This window comes from Achromobacter sp. ISS7 (assembly GCF_056523125.1).
This window is the reverse complement of sequence record NZ_JAWRZD010000001.1, coordinates 4,846,474-4,862,654: the sequence shown is the minus strand read 5'-3', so window position 1 is coordinate 4,862,654 and position 16,181 is coordinate 4,846,474. Positions and strand designations below refer to the sequence as shown.

At 64.3% G+C, this 16,181-nt stretch carries 17 protein-coding genes; 3 read left to right on the top strand and 14 right to left on the bottom strand.

Annotated elements, in window-relative coordinates; translation table 11 throughout:
- Positions 1-8: 8 nt before the first annotated feature.
- From AC1HFW_RS22050 to AC1HFW_RS22000, 11 genes are all read right to left on the bottom strand, one after another.
- Positions 9-938, bottom strand: coding sequence for a methionyl-tRNA formyltransferase (locus AC1HFW_RS22050; protein ID WP_479285219.1), 930 nt, complete (start codon positions 936-938; stop codon positions 9-11).
- The gene (locus AC1HFW_RS22045) at positions 935-1,657 is read right to left on the bottom strand and encodes a polysaccharide deacetylase WbmS family protein (protein WP_479285218.1); all 723 of its coding nucleotides are present in this window, start codon (positions 1,655-1,657) and stop codon (positions 935-937) included. Before AC1HFW_RS22045 ends, AC1HFW_RS22050 begins: the two co-directional genes overlap by 4 nt.
- The gene (locus AC1HFW_RS22040; RefSeq protein WP_479285217.1) at positions 1,654-2,406 is read right to left on the bottom strand and encodes a hypothetical protein; all 753 of its coding nucleotides are present in this window, start codon (positions 2,404-2,406) and stop codon (positions 1,654-1,656) included. Before AC1HFW_RS22040 ends, AC1HFW_RS22045 begins: the two co-directional genes overlap by 4 nt.
- A complete protein-coding gene (locus AC1HFW_RS22035; RefSeq protein ID WP_479285216.1) occupies positions 2,403-3,146 on the bottom strand; it encodes a class I SAM-dependent methyltransferase in 744 nt (247 codons plus the stop codon). The genes AC1HFW_RS22040 and AC1HFW_RS22035 overlap by 4 nt, the downstream gene beginning before the upstream one ends.
- Before the next feature lie 19 nt (positions 3,147-3,165).
- A complete protein-coding gene (locus AC1HFW_RS22030; protein ID WP_479285215.1) occupies positions 3,166-3,570 on the bottom strand; it encodes a class I SAM-dependent methyltransferase in 405 nt (134 codons plus the stop codon).
- A gap of 8 nt (positions 3,571-3,578) precedes the next feature.
- A complete protein-coding gene (locus AC1HFW_RS22025; RefSeq protein WP_479285214.1) occupies positions 3,579-4,649 on the bottom strand; it encodes an ATP-grasp domain-containing protein in 1,071 nt (356 codons plus the stop codon).
- Positions 4,650-4,651: 2 nt separating this feature from the next.
- Complete coding sequence (locus AC1HFW_RS22020; RefSeq protein ID WP_479285213.1) at positions 4,652-5,338, bottom strand: metallophosphoesterase family protein; 687 nt, start codon at positions 5,336-5,338, stop codon at positions 4,652-4,654.
- The gene (locus tag AC1HFW_RS22015; RefSeq protein WP_479285212.1) at positions 5,316-6,233 is read right to left on the bottom strand and encodes an NAD-dependent epimerase/dehydratase family protein; all 918 of its coding nucleotides are present in this window, start codon (positions 6,231-6,233) and stop codon (positions 5,316-5,318) included. The genes AC1HFW_RS22020 and AC1HFW_RS22015 overlap by 23 nt, the downstream gene beginning before the upstream one ends.
- The gene (asnB, locus tag AC1HFW_RS22010) at positions 6,230-8,149 is read right to left on the bottom strand and encodes an asparagine synthase (glutamine-hydrolyzing) (protein WP_479285211.1); all 1,920 of its coding nucleotides are present in this window, start codon (positions 8,147-8,149) and stop codon (positions 6,230-6,232) included. The genes AC1HFW_RS22015 and asnB overlap by 4 nt, the downstream gene beginning before the upstream one ends.
- A gap of 138 nt (positions 8,150-8,287) precedes the next feature.
- Positions 8,288-9,448, bottom strand: coding sequence for a DegT/DnrJ/EryC1/StrS family aminotransferase (locus tag AC1HFW_RS22005; protein ID WP_479285210.1), 1,161 nt, complete (start codon positions 9,446-9,448; stop codon positions 8,288-8,290).
- Entirely contained in the window at positions 9,445-10,422 is a 978-nt protein-coding gene (locus tag AC1HFW_RS22000) for an NAD-dependent epimerase/dehydratase family protein (protein ID WP_479285209.1), read from the bottom strand. The genes AC1HFW_RS22005 and AC1HFW_RS22000 overlap by 4 nt, the downstream gene beginning before the upstream one ends.
- Positions 10,423-10,703: 281 nt before the next feature.
- Between AC1HFW_RS22000 and AC1HFW_RS21995 the strand changes: the two genes are divergently transcribed.
- The 3 genes from AC1HFW_RS21995 to AC1HFW_RS21985 all read left to right on the top strand — a co-directional run bounded on the left by AC1HFW_RS21995 (position 10,704) and on the right by AC1HFW_RS21985 (position 13,635).
- The gene (locus tag AC1HFW_RS21995) at positions 10,704-11,273 is read left to right on the top strand and encodes an SRPBCC family protein (RefSeq protein WP_241073753.1); all 570 of its coding nucleotides are present in this window, start codon (positions 10,704-10,706) and stop codon (positions 11,271-11,273) included.
- A gap of 96 nt (positions 11,274-11,369) precedes the next feature.
- Positions 11,370-12,728 (top strand): MFS transporter, encoded by a 1,359-nt coding sequence (locus AC1HFW_RS21990; protein WP_241074462.1) that lies wholly within the window; start codon positions 11,370-11,372, stop codon positions 12,726-12,728.
- A gap of 13 nt (positions 12,729-12,741) precedes the next feature.
- Positions 12,742-13,635, top strand: coding sequence for a DMT family transporter (locus AC1HFW_RS21985; RefSeq protein ID WP_479285208.1), 894 nt, complete (start codon positions 12,742-12,744; stop codon positions 13,633-13,635).
- Positions 13,636-13,672: 37 nt separating this feature from the next.
- Here the strand turns inward: AC1HFW_RS21985 and rfbC are convergent, their stop codons facing one another.
- The 3 genes from rfbC to rfbB are packed head-to-tail and all read right to left on the bottom strand — an operon-like array spanning position 13,673 to position 16,169.
- Positions 13,673-14,227, bottom strand: a complete 555-nt coding sequence (gene rfbC / locus AC1HFW_RS21980) for a dTDP-4-dehydrorhamnose 3,5-epimerase (RefSeq protein ID WP_479285207.1) — start codon at positions 14,225-14,227, stop codon at positions 13,673-13,675.
- Positions 14,227-15,120: a glucose-1-phosphate thymidylyltransferase RfbA gene (gene rfbA, locus AC1HFW_RS21975; RefSeq protein WP_479285206.1), complete on the bottom strand. Its 894-nt coding sequence runs from the start codon at positions 15,118-15,120 to the stop codon at positions 14,227-14,229. Before rfbA ends, rfbC begins: the two co-directional genes overlap by 1 nt.
- A complete protein-coding gene (rfbB, locus tag AC1HFW_RS21970; RefSeq protein ID WP_479285205.1) occupies positions 15,117-16,169 on the bottom strand; it encodes a dTDP-glucose 4,6-dehydratase in 1,053 nt (350 codons plus the stop codon). The genes rfbA and rfbB overlap by 4 nt, the downstream gene beginning before the upstream one ends.
- Between the last annotated feature and the right edge of the window lie 12 nt (positions 16,170-16,181).

Here is a 16,181-nt window from a genome sequence, read left to right as displayed (position 1 = left end):
CCGCAGGCTCAAGCGAGCCGATGGCGCACGCTCTTGACGATCTCGCCCAGCCTGAGGCGTTTGCCAGCGGCATCCACGACGTCGCCGATGCGGCAGAATCCTTCGCCGGCGCACGCGATGTCCACGCTCATGTCGGCATGGATGGCGGCCACCTGTCCGGCCACCGCCAGATATGCGCCACCGGACTGCCAGGTGGCCGATTCGACATGGAAAAGATGCCCGTCATACTCGAAGAACGCGCCGCTGTATGGCGGACCGCTGGCATTGATCAATCTCACCACCTGCGGCGCGGGCAGCGCCCAGACCACCCTGCCGTCCGAAGGCCGGCGCGGATAGCACCTGAGCGGCGCCACCCCGGTTTCCGCCTGCCGATAAAGCACGTAGGACGGATCCGCGGCCAGCCGATCGAGCGCCTGCGTGAACAGCCCGGGAACGCTGGCCTCGATCCAACCCATGACTTCGCCGATACGCGTGTCGACCCCGATGGGCAACATCGCCTTGGCGATCACATCGCCGCTATCCAGTTCTCCGCCGACCATCTTGTGCACGCACAGGCCAATGGCGTTCTCGCCATGGATCATCGCCCAGGCCTGGCATGCGTTGCCGCGATAGCGGGGCAGATCGCCGCCATGGGCATTGAGAATGCCATGCTGGAAAAGGCCGATGGCGGCATCGGAAATAACCGTCGGGAAGTTCAGGCTGACGGCGACTTGAGCGTCATGTTGCGCCATCCAGGCCAGGCAGTCCTGGTCGATCCGGGCCGCGACATGCACCGGTACGCCCAGCGCCTCGCCCTTTGCGACGAAATCGGCGACGCCTTGCCGGTATTCCGGCGCCTCCTTCGCGGTCAGGATGTAGCTCAGCTCGTGGCCAGCGGCACACAACGCATCAATGCTCTTGAGCAGCGCCTCGTGGCGCCCGATCGCGGCGAATCTCATAGGTGCCTTGCCAACAGGTTCTCGAGAAACGTGCGGGCCCCCGCCGTTTCGCTACGGAAATCCAGCAGCTTGTCTGCGTCCCTTTGCACCGCGCGGCTCGCCTCATAGCGGTCCAGCGATTCGGAGTTCAAGTAGAGGTGGATCGGATGGAAGTCCAGCACATTGATGCCGTCCGGCTGATACCAGTAGTCCGTATCCGCGTCCAGCGGCCAGCCGTACAAGCAGGCCACATCATCCTCCCAGAGGTAGGGCACGCGCACCATTCCGGATTCCCAATAGCGCCACGGCCGCAGCGTCATGCCGGCATCCCAGGGAATCAGCATGTTGCAGTCGTACTTGAGGCCTTCCCCGGCGAATGCGGCCAGGATGCCGGTACTCTGGGCGACCGAATGGGACCTCACGGCCCGGCAGCCCGGCGCCAGGGCCAGCACATCGCGGACCACGGTGCCCGCGTCGCCCCGAGCGCCCGAGAACAACAACGGATTGAAATTGGGGTGCACGCCGATCTCGAACAGGGGATTGGCGCGAATGCGTTCGAGCATCGGGGTCGGATGCGTGGCGAACCAGGTCGCCGGCACGGCCGATCGTTCCAGCAGGTCGATCGTGTCCCCCAGCACGAAATCCGCCGCCCAATCGATATCCAGGGTCAGGAATATCTTTCCCTTCCAGGAGCTCTCATCGGACAGATCGATATCGGATATGCGCGCGAACCGGCTCATTTTCCACCCACATTCGAACGCCCGTACAGTTCGAGGCCCCGGTCGTATTTGCGCATCGTCTGCTCCGCGCGTCCCTGGACGCACCTCAGGATGCGGTCCCGCGGGCTCGCGGGCGTCTCGACCCACCACGCCGGATGGGTCAGCACCTGCAGGCATCGATCCTCGGCCCGTTCCAGCACGTCGGGCAGGCGGCGATGCCGCCAATATCCGTTCGAATCCGAGCAATAGCCCACCGACGTCTGGAAGTACTCCGCATAGGTATTGATCAGCCCGGCATAGGTGGCATTGCGCTGCTGCAACATCCACGCATCGGGATTGTGGAACGAGAAGGCCTCCACCGGGGCCTCGAATACGCCCGACAACATGTCCGCCTCGAACCGGAGCTTGCGCTCCAGCGTGGCCACATCCGTGATGCCGTGGAAATCATTGTCGAAATGCAGCCCGATACGATGCCCCAGCGCAAGGATCTCGCGGACCTTGCCCGCTACCTCGGCCTCGAGCAGGTTGTAGAACTCGCAATGTGGCAGCAGGAAATAGGTGCTGGCGACTCCCTCTTCCGCTTCGATCAGGGCCAGTTTGTAGGCGGCGTGAACGGAGAAATCCACGTCATGCCGCCACAATACGAAGCGCTCGTCGGCGCGGTAGTCGGTGTAGCCGCGGAAGACATAGTGCTCTTTCGCCTTGCGCAGCAGCAGGCGATAGTTGTCCCGCGTGAAATCGCTGTAATGGAACTGTTCCGCCAAGCTCATGCGGCCACCTCCCGTGCGAAGAATTCCGCCCATGCCACCACCGGGATATCGACGCCGGCTTGCTCGATCCGTTTGGCGACCTGCGCATGAAAGCTCTTGGTCGCGATGAACAGGCGCGCCGGCGGCGCATTCTTCAAGGCTTCGAAATTCTCGATGACCACCGGGCAGCCCGGAAAATACAGTCCGGTCATCGTCGGGTTGTCATCAAAGAAACGCATGCGCTCGCACAATCGCGGGTCCAGCGTCGCCAGCAGATTGATCATTCTGCCGGGCACATAGATGCCCGCGCTGCCCGGCTCCCGCAGGAAAGCCTCCATCTTGCCCGTCGCGGCTTGCGCCATGGCGCGGAACCCGTCGAACTCGAGCGCCGCCGACGTGAGATCGCCAGCCGGGACGTGAGCGTCGCGCAGCGCGCGAGTGATGCGGCAATACAAGCTGCCGCCAAACCCCGAGGCCTGCACTTCGCCCTGCATGCCGGCCGCGGCCACCACACGCGTCAGGCTGCCCGCATTGAAGTAGCTCCAATGCTCATGCAACAGGCAGGACACATCGCCATTGCGCAGATAGGGAGCGCAATCCGGCACGGCGATATACGCCACGCCGTTCTCGGACAGACTGTCGCCAATGGTTCGCATGAATGCGACGGGATCCGGAATATGCTCCAGCACCGCGTAGGCAATCACAAGGTCGAACTTGCCCGCGACCTCGGGATGCGGAAAGAACCCGTTCACGACAGGCACGCCGTGACGCCGGCCGCCATCACGCCCCTGGGCGCCGGGTTCGATGCCCAGGACTTCGGCCCCGCGCCTTCAGCAGCGACAGCAGATAACCGGTGCCGCAGCCGATTTCCAGCACGCGCTTGCCGGAAAAATCCGGCTCGTGCCGTTCGATGTAGGACAGGAAATCCTGCGCATACTGCTGCCCGATCCCCTGGTCGTCCATCATTCCCGTGATTTCCGACCCTTGCTGGTAACAGATCTCGAGCGCGCGCTCGACGTCGAGATTGGCGCGCTGGCGCACCAGGCCCAGCGCCGGATCGAATTCGAGTTCGAACGACAGCCTGTCGGGCAGCCCATGGGCCGCGTTGCTCGGCTCCGTCTGGCAGCGATAGAAAAACGGCAGATCGCCGACCTTCCAGGATTGCGCCGTTGCATTCATCGACATGACGGCTCCTAGATGCGCTCGATCGGACTGTCAGGCAAGAGCACCTCGGCCAGCCCCCGCACCACGCGCCCGGACCGGTAGGGAAACCGGGGCTCCACGGTCTCACCCAGCACGTGCTTGCGAATCAACGCGTCAGGCTCGTTGTAGCCGACCATCGCGCGCAGCGACGTGGTGCCGGAAAAACGCGGATTGATTTCGAAGACATACACCTTGCCACGGGCATAACGGCACTGGATGTTCACGGCGCCCTGGCACTTCAACGCGGTGGCGATCTCCTCGCACACACCCGTCACTTCCGGGAAAGGCCCGACGTCGCCTTGCGACACGCCGCTGCTGATCGCCAGGATCGCTCCCAGGTCGGCATCACCGCTACGGTTGCGGACCCGGACGCGATTGCTCAATCCCGAAAGGATCATGCGGCGCACGGCGATGGAATTGAGCAGATTCCCATCCATGTCGAACAGCACGCCCACGGTGAATTCCGAGTCGGTGTCGCCGACGTATTCCTGCACGATGTAGGAACCGATGTTCTCGAGCAGCGAGGTGCCCAGGAAAGTCAGCTCCTTGCGATCCTGGGCGAGGAAGATATTGGCGGATCCGCCGCTTCCCACCGATGGCTTCAAGACCGCAGGAAAGAAGTCCACCTGCTCGAGATCGGCGAGTTCATTGATCACCACCGTGCGCGGCACGGCGAATCCGCACTCCATCAGCCACTGGGAGGTCTTTGCCTTGTCCATGCACAGGTCGATGACCGGCGCGGGATTGATAGGCAGGAATACGCCGGCGCCGCGAATGCGTTCACGATTCGCGCTCATGACTTTCAGCTCGGGTTCACTACCGTGAAACATAGCCTTGATATCATGCTTCGAGCAAAGCGCCAGCAGCGCATCCACATAGCGGGGATCGTTGGCCGGCGGCAGGATATAGGGAATATCCACCTCGGCCAGGCCCTTGCTGAACGGGTTCATGTCACCGCCGACGATCAGGTACGGCGTGTCGGCCATTCGCAGGGCCTTCAGTATCTGCTCGCCATGGCCACCACCACCGATGCCCGTGACCAAAACCGGAATTTTTTGCATGCTTAAGACCCTTGCTGTAATGGGTTGACCCGTGCCAGTACCGAATGGACGGACGGATGCACGTCAGGGTAACGCTGTCGCAAGGCAGACAGATCCTGCTCGAGACGCACGATTTCCACCTGGTTCACCGCGGTGTCGAAAATGGCGAATGCCGACCAGCCGAAATCGCGCGGCAACCCGCAGGAACCAACATTGCAAAGCAGGTTCCTCGTGGTTCGCGCAATCAGCGGCCGATGTGTGTGGCCCATGAAGATCGCGTCGAAGGGCAAGGCCTCGAAGCGCGCGAAATCCGCATCCGGATAAACATACTCCGTCAGCGGCTGCCAGGGCGATCCATGCACCAGCAACAGGCGCAAACCGTCGATTTCACGCGTGACATATGGCACCCAACCGTTCAGTTCGCATCGCGACGCCGCGTCGAGGCGGCCCGCCTGTTCGCGCAGCCGATAGACCTCGTCCTTGCCATCCGTCAGCGGCAGCCCGCCCAGCAGCATCGCCTCGTGGTTGCCCATCAGGCATTCGATGCCGCGCTGCTTCAACAGATCGAGGCAGGCAAACCCGTCGGGAAAATAGCCAAAGACATCACCGAGGCAAACCGTCTCGTCACAGCCACGCCGGTCGATTTCAGCCAGGCAGGCCTGCAGGGCGGGCAGATTGCCGTGAATGTCAGAGATCAGCGCGAGCCGCATGGGCACTCCCCGAGAGTTGCCTGGCCATATCCGCCACGCCTTCCTCAAGTGTAACGGTGGCGCGCCACCCCAGGCCCGCAAGCGCTGCGGCACCATCGAAACGGGCGTAGTAGCCATCCTGCGGATCCGGCTGCCCGGCCGCCCTGACCGCGAGCGCGCCCTTGGCGACAACGGCATTGACCAGGTCGCCGAGCCCGCGCATGGAGATCGGGCGTCCGCCCGAGACATTGAATATGCCGTTGACCCGCGGCCGCGCCAGCGCGGCTTGCGCCGCCAGCGCCACATCATGGGCATGGACGAAATCCTGCTCGCGCGAGCCCGTCCCGAAAAACAATAGATCCTCGCCCCGCAAGGCCCGCTCCACGAATATCTTCAGCACGGTACGGGTCGCCTGGCCGGGACCATAGGGCGCGCAGATACGCAAGATCGCGTAGGAGTCCAGTTGACGCCGGATCTCCTGTTCCGCCCAGATCTTTTCGCCGACATAGCCAGCGGCTTGCGACAGCGGAGCCGCTTCGATGACCGGATCACTTGTCAGGTCCGCGTATACCGAACTGGACGAGCAATACACCAGTCTTGCGCCGCGCAGGCGGCACAACGCAATCACGGCCTCATCCATGGCGCGGTTGCGGGCGGCGATGGCCTCCGATTCCGCTGAGCCGAAGACGGCCGGAAACGAAGCGGCGCAATGCACCACGGCCTGCAACGGCCCCAGGCGTTCGAGCGCCGCCAGCGCCTCGGGCTCGGCGAGATCGATCGCGAACGCCTTGACCGGCCCCCCACTCTCCGCCCGGCGCGACACGCCCAGAACCTCGAGGCCGGCGCCCGCCAACAGCCGAGCGACATGGCTTCCCACCAGGCCCTGGTGGCCAGTCACCAAGACGGGCGCAGTCATGGGAACGAACGGCCGGACGCCGCGGAAGTCGGGCTATCGAGGTATTGCGTCATCCACGACTCCACATTCAACAACGACCAGATCAGCAGGCGGCGGTTGCGCTCGCCCGACAGGTGCTCGTTGACCAGTTCGCGCACCGTGCCGGCATCCATGTAGTCATAGATGCGGGCATGATTGTTGAACAGGGTGCGCTTGACGAAGTCGATGCTCTCTCCCTTGAACCAGCTGGCGTCGGGCGCGGAAAATCCCTGCTTCTCGGCCTTGGTGATATCCGGCGGAATGTACTGCTGCATGACATCCCGCAGGATCTGCTTGCCATCCCGCGTTTTTTCGAAATACTTATTGGTCTTGTGACCTTGCTCGTTTTCGTTCAACTTGATGACATCGGCCAGATTATTCAGCTTGAGCCGCACCGGGCAATTCATCGCGAAATCGACCAGATCATTATCAAGAAACGGCACGCGCGATTCCAGGCCGTGCGCCATGCTCAGCTTGTCTTCCACCACCAGCAAGCCGTGCATGAAGGTCTTGGCTTCGAAATACAGCGAGTGGTTGATGTAGTCTTCGGGCGAGTAGAGCTGGTCGGCGTGGGTATGGAACACATCGCGGAAAATGTCGCGCGTCCAGACGCCCTGGATGTCCGACTGGATGGGCCGGAACAACTGCTTCAAGGTGCTGTTGGGCACCAGCCGCTGCCAGAACTGGTAATACTTGTCGACGTAGTGCTCGAAGTCGTTGTTGACGACGGCTCGGTAGTAGCGCCAGGGATACCCGCCAAACAGTTCGTCGCCGCCAGCGCCGGACAGCACCACCTTGACGAACTTGGATGCCAGCTTCGCGGCATAGTAGTTCGGATAGCTCTGACCGACGCGCGGTTCCTCCAGATGCCAGGCCAGCTTGGGCAGGACCCGCTCCATGTCGCCGGACTTCAACACCATTTCATAGTGCTCGGTCTTGAAGTAGTACGACATGTACTCGGCCTTGCTGCGTTCATCGAAACCCAGCTCGATGCCCGAAGCCGAATTCAGGTCGAAGCCACAGGTGAACGTCTTGATATACGGATGCGACGCCGCGGCAATGGCGGTGATCGATCCGGAGTCCATTCCGCCGCTCAGATAGCTGCCCAACTCGACATCGGTCACCAGTTGGCGGTTCACCGCCTGCTTGAACAGGCGACGCAACTCCTCCCGGTATTCCTCGTCGGACTTCGGCGTTGTCGGCTCCGTGAAGCGGAAATCCCAATACTGCGTCAGCTTGAGCTGCGGCCGGGCCTTGCCGAAGTCCACCACCCCGTAATGGCCTGCCGGGAACATGGTGACGTCATCGAGCAGCGTCCGATGGGTGAAAATATTCTGGAACGTGAAGTATTCGAGCAGCGCCGCGCTGTCCAGCTTGCGCTGGAATCCCGTGTCCGCCAGGATCGCCTTCTGCTCCGAGCCGAACGACAACGTATTGCCCTGAACGCTGTAGTACAGCGGCTTGATGCCATACCGGTCGCGCCCGAACAGCATGCGACGCTCGCGCCGATCCCACAGCGCAAACGCGAACATCCCGTTGAAGCGCTTCAGCGCCTTTTCAATGCCCCAGGTGATAACGGCATTGAGCAGCACTTCGGTGTCGGTGCGCGAACGGAACGCGCATCCCTGCGCCTCGAGCTCGGCCCGCAACTCGCGAAAATTGTAGATTTCGCCGTTGTAGCTCAGGACGTAGCGCAAATCGCCCGATACCATTGGCTGATGGCCCGCCGGCGACAGGTCGATGATCGCCAGGCGGCGATGCCCCAGGCCGACATTGCCTTCGATCCACTGTCCCTCGCCGTCCGGCCCACGATGGGCGATGGCGTCGGTCATGCGTTGCAGCACCGCGGGGGAAACCGCGGCGCCGTCCAGATGGATCAAACCAGCAACACCACACATAGTCAGCCGTCAATGCGTCAGACGCGTCAGTAAATGAAAAAGCCACCGGCCCCAAAAAGTAGCCGGCGACTGGATGAAATGCGAAGCGACGCGCGGCACTCCGGTCAGGAACCGGAGCCTCCCTGCGAACAGCGCGAATCAGCGGCCCAGGGCCCGGATCGCCTCTACGACATAGCGATAGTCGTCTTCCGTCATGCGGTTATGCAGCGGAATCGCCATCGTGTAGTCGTTGCAGTCCCGCGCCCCGGGGAAATCCTCCGGCGTAAAACCGTACTGCTGACGATAGAACCCCAGCATGTGCACCGCATGCGTCCCGGGTCGCGTCGCGATGCCCTGCTCCTGCAGGCGTTGCATCATGTCGTTGCGCGGCATGGGCGCCTTTTGAGGATCGACCCAGGTCACGAACGATTGCCAGCCATGGCGTGCGCCGGCCGGTTCCTGCGGCAGGCGCAGCCAGTCGATGCCGGCGAGTTGTTCGCGGTAGAACTGCGCCCAGCGGGCACGTTCGTCGATGAAGGTGTCCAGCTTGGCCAGCTGCACCACCCCGACCGCGCCCTGCAGGTCGGTCATGCGGTAGTTGTAGCCCAACAAATCGAAGTCCGCCAGGATCCACGGACGCGGGCCATGGTGGCGCTGTTCCTCGGAAATGCTGGCGCCATGGTTGCGCATCTGGTTCATGCGCTCGGCCAGCTCCGGATCGTTGGTCGTGACCATGCCGCCCTCGCCCGTGGTCACCGACTTGCGGGGATGAAACGAAAACACGCCGATATCGCCCAGGCTGCCCGCTGGCCGGCCATTCCAGGCGGCGCCGGCCGCGCAGGCGGCGTCCTCGACGATCGCCACCGAGGCCGGCAGCGCGGCGCGCAGAGCGTCGATATCCGCGCACAAGCCGAACAGGTGGACGGCAATAACGGCGCGGGTGCGTTCGGTGACCTTGGCGGCGACCTGCGCGATATCGATATTGAAGGTCTCGCGACTGACATCGACCAGCACAGGCGTGCCACCGCAGTACAACACGGCGTTGGCCGTGGCCACCCAGGTGAAGGACGGCACGATGACTTCGTCGCCGGGGCCGATGCCCAGGCCCGCCAGGGCCAGGTGCAGACCGGTGGTGCAGGAGGTCACGGCGAGCGCGTGCTTGACCTGGTGGCGCTCGGCGAACGCCTTCTCGAAAGCGGCGACCTTGGGGCCTTGCGTCAACCAGCCGCTCATGAGCGGCTCACGGACGGCCTGCCACTCCTCCTCGCCCGTCATCGGCAGGGAAATGGCGATATTGCGCTTCGCGGTAGGATTGCTCACGCGTTATCTCCGTTGGCGGCGCGCCAGTCGATCAGCTTCTGCAGACCTTCGTTCAGGTTGTATTGGTAGGTGAAGTCCAGGTCGGCGGTGGCCTTCTTGGGGCAGCCGATGCGGTTCTGGACCATGCGGCGGGCGTCATCGGCGCTGTAGGGCCGGTATTCCACGGTCAGGTCCGATTGCTTCATATCGAGGATCGTGTCGCACAGTTCCTTGATGCTGGTCTGTACGCCCGTGCCCACGTTGTAGAACTGGTCGGTGGCCTCGGAAGTCAGGGACAGCACGTTGCAGCGCGCCACGTCTTCGACGTAGATGAAATCGTAGGCCTGCGTGCCATCGCCATTGATGATCGGCGCCTCGTTGGCGTCGATCTTGTTCAGCATGATGGGAATGACGCCCGTGTAGGCAGCCGTCTGGTCCTGGTGCGGTCCGTAGACGTTCATGTAGCGCAGGCCCACGTAGCTCAGGCCGTAGCGATCATGGAACGCGTGGCACATGGCTTCGCCCGCGATCTTGCTGGCGCCGTAAAAATTGCGGTTGTTGAAGGGATGCTCTTCGGTCATCGGCACTTCGACCGCGTCGCCATAGACGGAGGCCGAGGACGAATACACCAGGCGCTTGATGTTGTTCTTGACGCAGGCTTCGAGCACATTGAAGGTGCCTTCGATGTTCACGTGGAACGCCGTGCGCGGGAAATCCTTGCAGTGCAGCAGCCACATGGCGGCCAGGTGCACCACGCCGTCCATGCCGTACATGGCGTCGTTCAGCAGGTCCACATCGCGGATATCGCCGCCATGCGGGTACATCCGGCACCGGGGATCCTTGAGGTATTCGGCGATATTGCTCTGCTTGCCCCGGGCGAAATTGTCGTAGATGACAACTTCAGCGACCGGATGCTTCAGCAATTCGGCAACGACAAAACTGCCGATGAACCCGGCCCCGCCGATTACCAGGATTTTCGAACCCTCTAGCTTCATGGAAATGTGCCTTTCGATTGCGACGCGAAGCTTCCGATTTTATCCGCAAATCGCATACTGCCCCGGGGTAGCGGCCCCTTTATCAATCCCCCAAGGGGTTGCGACCCGACCCGAAGCGCGCGCACACATGCGCCCGTCGACAGCGTAATAAAACTCACTATTAATTGCCACCCTGATTCAGGAAGACCGGAATCAGTCGGACAGCCCCCGTCCCCGCTCTTGGCGTTTCGTTGAATTGAGTCCACAATGAATTCACAACGACGCCTGACAAGGAGACAACCATGCGCATAGCCGATGCCCAGTGGATTCCTTCAACCCAGCACCAGACTTGGGATGCGTTGACCGACCCCGCGGTGCTGCAGCGTTGCATCCCGGGGTGCGTCAACGTCACGCAGCGCAGCCCCACCGAGTACGCCGTCACCCTGCGGGCCAAGGTCGCCGGGATCGATACCGACTACGAGGGCGAGATCCTGCTCTCGGACGTCGATCCCCCCAATAGCTGCACCCTGGTATTCGAGGGCAAGGGCCGCGCCGCCTGCCTGGCCATCGGCACCGCCCAGGTCAATCTGTCAACCAAGGACCAGGGCACCCGGGTCGCCTACACGCTGGCCGGCATGACCGGCGGCAAGCTGGCCGAATGCGGCGAAGGCCTGGTGCTGAAGGCCGGCGAGAAGATCATCGAGAAGTTCTTCACCGCCTTCATCGACCACATGGCCGGCCAGCCGCGGGTGGCGCCGCCCCCGCCGCCACCCGAACCCGAACCGCGCGGCCTGTCCAATTCCCGCTGGTCCTGGGCGCTGGTCGTGCTGGTGATCGCCGTATTCTGGAGCTATCACGCGTTCTATAAGTAAAAACCCCTGGGGGCCGGTGATATCCTAGGCGGCATGACCGCCCCGTCCCCCCCACCGCCCGCCCCGGAACCCGCCCATTCCCGCCGCGACCTGCTGATGGGCATGGCCGGGGTAGCCGCCACCGTCGTGCTGGCGGCCTTCGACTCCACCATCATCAGCACCACCTTGCCGCGGGTGGCCGAGGCCCTGGATGGCATGGCGCTCTACGCCTGGGTGGGCACCGGCTACCTGCTGGCCACCGCCGCGTCCATCATGATCTTCGGCCGCCTCGGGGACATGTTCGGCCGCAAGCCGCTGATGCTGGTCTCCGTGCTGATCATCGCGTTGGGCTCGATCGCCTGTGGCCTGTCCCAGACCATGGGACAGCTGATCCTCTTTCGCACCCTGCAGGGCATCGGCGGCGGCATGATGATCGCCACCGCCTTCGCGGCCCCGGCCGATCTGTTTCCGGACGCCAAGCAGCGCGTGAAATGGATGGCCCTGGTCTCGGCGGCCTTCGCCATGGCCAGTGGCATCGGGCCGGTGCTGGGCGGCGCCGCCACCCAGGCCCTGGGCTGGCGCGCCGCGTTTTTCATCTCCCCCATTGCCGCCGCGGTGGCCCTGTTCCTGCTGGCCCGGTACTTCCCGCGCATCCGGCCCGTCCACACCGGTGAACGGCGGATCGACTGGATCGGCGCGGTGCTGCTGGTGCTGGCCGTGGGCGCGCCCCTGGCGGCGCTGGAATTGGGTTTCGCCAAGGGCGAGCATGCCCACCCCACCATGGGACTGGCGCTGGCGGCGGCGGGCATTGCCGCCATCGCCCTGCTGATCCCGATCGAACGCCGTGTCGCCTCACCGATTTTTCCCTTGCGCGTGCTGGCCGGCCGCGAACCGCAGCTGCTGAACCTGGCCGCAATGACCGTCGGCGCCGTGATGTTCGTGCTGATCTTCTACAGCCCCCTGCTGCTGCAGCAGGTGCTGGGCTACACCCCGAGCGAGGCCGGTCTGCTGCTGACCCCGCTGGTGGCCGCGATCTCGGTGGGCAGCATCATCAATGGTCGCCTGTTCCCCCGCCAGACGGAGCCGCAGCGCCTGATGGTGTTCGGCGCGGGCCTGCTGGCCGTGGGCACGCTGATGGTGCTGCTGATTTCGCCGGGCACGTCGGCCTGGTGGATCCTGGCCGCGTTCTTCGTCAACGGCTGCGCGCTGGGCTTCCTGCTGCCCAACCTGACGCTGTTCATGCAGATGCTGAGCGAACGCCGCGACGTGGGCGTGGCGTCCGCCCTGGTGCAAACCACCCGCGCCATCGGCAGCGCGCTGGGCACCGCCGTGGTCGGCATCCTGATTTCGCACGGCACGATACTAAACGGAGTGCGCACCGGCCTGGTGCTGTGTATCGTCCTGTGCCTGACCTGTGCGGTGCTGGCGCATCGGGTCAAGATGAAAAACCTGGCCACCAACCGGGCTCAATCCTGATTCAAGACCTATCATGCGTCGTCGCGATTTGCTGGACCTTCTGCTCCTGGCCGCCGTCTGGGGCGGTTCCTTCCTGTTCATGCGCCTGGCGGTGGGCGAATTCGGGCCGGTCGCGCTGATCGAGCTGCGCGTCGGCCTGGCCGCGCTGTTCCTGCTGCCGGCCGCGCTGTGGCGCGGCAAGCTGCCCATCATCGGCAGGCACTGGAAGGCGATCCTGGTGGTGGGCGTCCTGAACGCCGCACTGCCGTTCCTGCTGTACGCGTATGCCGCGCAATCGCTGGGCGCCGGATTCCTGTCGGTCGCCAATGCGGTGACGCCCGTCTGGGGCGCGGTGGTCGGCTGGCTGTGGCTCAAGGACAAGCTGCCCTGGTCGCGCTCGCTGGGCCTCGCGATCGGGCTGGCGGGCATCGTGGTGCTGGTCTGGGACAAGCTCGACTTCCAGGCCGGCGGCACCGGGCCCGCCGTGCTGGCGGCGGTGTCGGCCCCGGTCTTCTACGGCATCGCGGCCAACTGGACCAAGCGTTTCCTGACCGGCGTGGACGCCTTGTCCAACGCCACCGGCAGCATGCTCGCCGCCAGCCTGGTGCTGCTGCCGCTGGCGCTGGCCACCTGGCCGCAGGCGCCGGTGTCGGCCCAGGCGTGGGGCGCCACCATCCTGCTGGCGGTGGTCTGCACCGGCGCGGCGTACATCATCTTCTTCCGGCTGATCGCCAACGTCGGCCCGACCGGGGCGGTCAGCGTCACGTTCCTGGTACCGGTCTTCGGGGTGGTCTGGGGCGCGTGGTTCCTGGACGAGGCCATCACCGCCTCCATCCTGGCCGGCGCTGGCATCATCCTGGTGGGAACGGCGCTGGCGCTTGGCCTGGTCGGCGGAAAGCCACGCGCCACGCCCGCCGAGGGCCGCTGATTCCGCCGCCCCGGACCCGCCCGGGGCATGGCGCCTCCTAGCCGATCCGCACGCCGGCGGTGCGCGCCAGGGGCTGGCCGTGCTGGTCATTGGCCGACATCATCGGCACGGCCGCCGCCAGCGGCCAGGGCACCGCCAGGTCGGGATCGTCCCACCGCAGGCATTGCTGATGCGCCGGCTGGTAGTAGGCCGTCGCCTTGTACGACACGACGGCACGCTCGGACAGCGCCAGGAAGCCATGCGCGAAACCTTCCGGTATCCAGAGCTGCAGCCGGTTGTCGCTGGACAGGCGCTGGGCGACCCACTGCCCGAACGTCGGCGAACCGTGGCGCACGTCCACCGCGACGTCATAGATCTCGCCCTCGGTCACGCGCAGCAACTTGCCCTGCGGGTCCACGGTCTGATAGTGCAAGCCACGCAGCACGTGGCGATGCGACTCCGACTGATTGTCCTGGACGAAGCGCAGCTCCCGCCCCACCGCCGCATCCAGTTCCGACTGGCGATAGGTCTCGAAGAAACAGCCGCGCGCGTCCCGGTGGATGTCGGGTTCGATCAGCAGCACGTCGGGCAGGGACAGGGGGGTGATGATCATCAGAACGGCAGCCGCTTGAGCAGGCGCATCAAATAGTCGCCATAGCCGCTTTTCTGCAGCGGACGGGCCAGCGCTTCCAGCTGCGCGGCGTCGATCCACTGCTTGCGGAAGGCGATCTCCTCGGGACAGGCCACCTTGAGGCCCTGGCGGCGCTCCAGCGTGGCGATGAACTGGCTGGCCTCGAGCAGGCTGTCGTGGGTGCCGGTGTCGAGCCAGGCGTGGCCCCGCCCCATGATCTCGACCTGCAGCCGGCCCTGATCGAGATACGCCTGGTTCAGGTCGGTGATTTCCAGTTCGTTGCGAGCCGACGGGCGGATGCCGCGCGCCAGTTCCACCACCTGGTTGTCATAGAAGTACAGGCCGGTCACGGCATAGCTGGACTGTGGCGCCGCCGGCTTCTCTTCGATGCGCAATGCCTGGCCGCGGTCATCGAACTGCACCACGCCATAGCGCTGCGGATCCTGCACGTGATAGGCAAACACGGTGGCGCCTTGCCGGCGCGCATCGGCCCGCGCCAGCAGCTGCGGCAGGTCATGGCCGTAGAAAAGGTTGTCGCCCAGCACCAGGGCGCACGGCGCATCGCCGATGAAGTCGGCGCCGATCAGGAAGGCCTGCGCCAATCCGTCGGGCGACGGCTGCACCGCATACCGCAGATTCAGGCCCCACTGGCTGCCATCGCCCAGCAGGTGGGCAAAACGCGGCGCGTCATCGGGCGTGGCGATCACCAGGATGTCGCGTATGCCCGCCAGCATCAGAGTGCTGAGCGGGTAATAGATCATCGGCTTGTCGTACACGGGCATCAGCTGCTTGCTGATGGCCAGCGTGGCCGGATGCAGCCGCGTTCCGGAGCCGCCGGCGAGGATGATGCCCTTGCGCGGTGCGGACGCACTCATGGCAGCGCATCCCCCCGCCGATGGGCGCGCGCCACGATCTCGGCAACCCACTGCGGATTGTCCAGATACCAATGCAGGGTTTTCTCGAGCCCGGATTGAAAGGTCTCGACGGGGCGCCAGCCCAGTTCCTGCCGCACCCGTGCGCTGTCAATGGCGTAGCGGCGATCATGGCCGGCACGGTCCGCCACCATCTTGATCTGCGTCTTGTACGACGCGCCATCGGCGCGTGGACGCGCCTGGTCCAGCAACGCGCAGACCGACAGCACCACCTCGAGATTGGTGCGCTCGTTGTCGCCCCCCAGGTTGTAGGTCTCGCCCGGACGCCCGTGCGCCAGCACCTTGCACAGGCCACGGCAATGATCCGCCACATAGAGCCAATCACGCACGTGCAGGCCATCGCCGTACACCGGCAACGGCTTGCCGGCGAGCGCGTTGTGCAGCACCAGGGGAATCAATTTTTCAGGAAACTGCCGCGGCCCGAAATTGTTGGAGCAATGCGTCGTCAGCACCGGCAGGCCATGGGTCTGGCCGCAGGCCCGCACCAGGTGATCGCTGGCCGCCTTGCTGGCGGAATAGGGATTGTTGGGCCGGTAGGGGCTGGACTCGGTGAAGGCCGGGGCGTCGGGCGAGAGCGAGCCGTAGACCTCGTCGGTCGAGACATGCAGGAAGCGGAAATCGTCGCGCGCCGGACCGGCCAGGCCCGCCCAATACGCGCGCGCCGCCTCCAGCAGGCCATGGGTGCCGCAGATGTTGCTCTGGATGAAATCGCCTGCCCCCGCGATGGAGCGGTCCACGTGCGATTCCGCCGCGAAATGCAGGATCGCGCGCGGCTGATGCGTTTGCAGCAAGCGGGTCACCAACGCGATGTCGCCGACATCGCCCACCACGAATTCATGGCGCGCGTCGTCCTTCAACCCGTCCAGGTTGTGCCGATTGCCGGCATAGGTCAGCTTGTCCAGATTGATCACGGGCTCGTCCCCCTGCGCCAGCCAATCCAGCACAAAGTTGGAACCGATGAATCCGGCGCCGCCGGTGACGAGAATGCTCATTGCGTAGTGCCC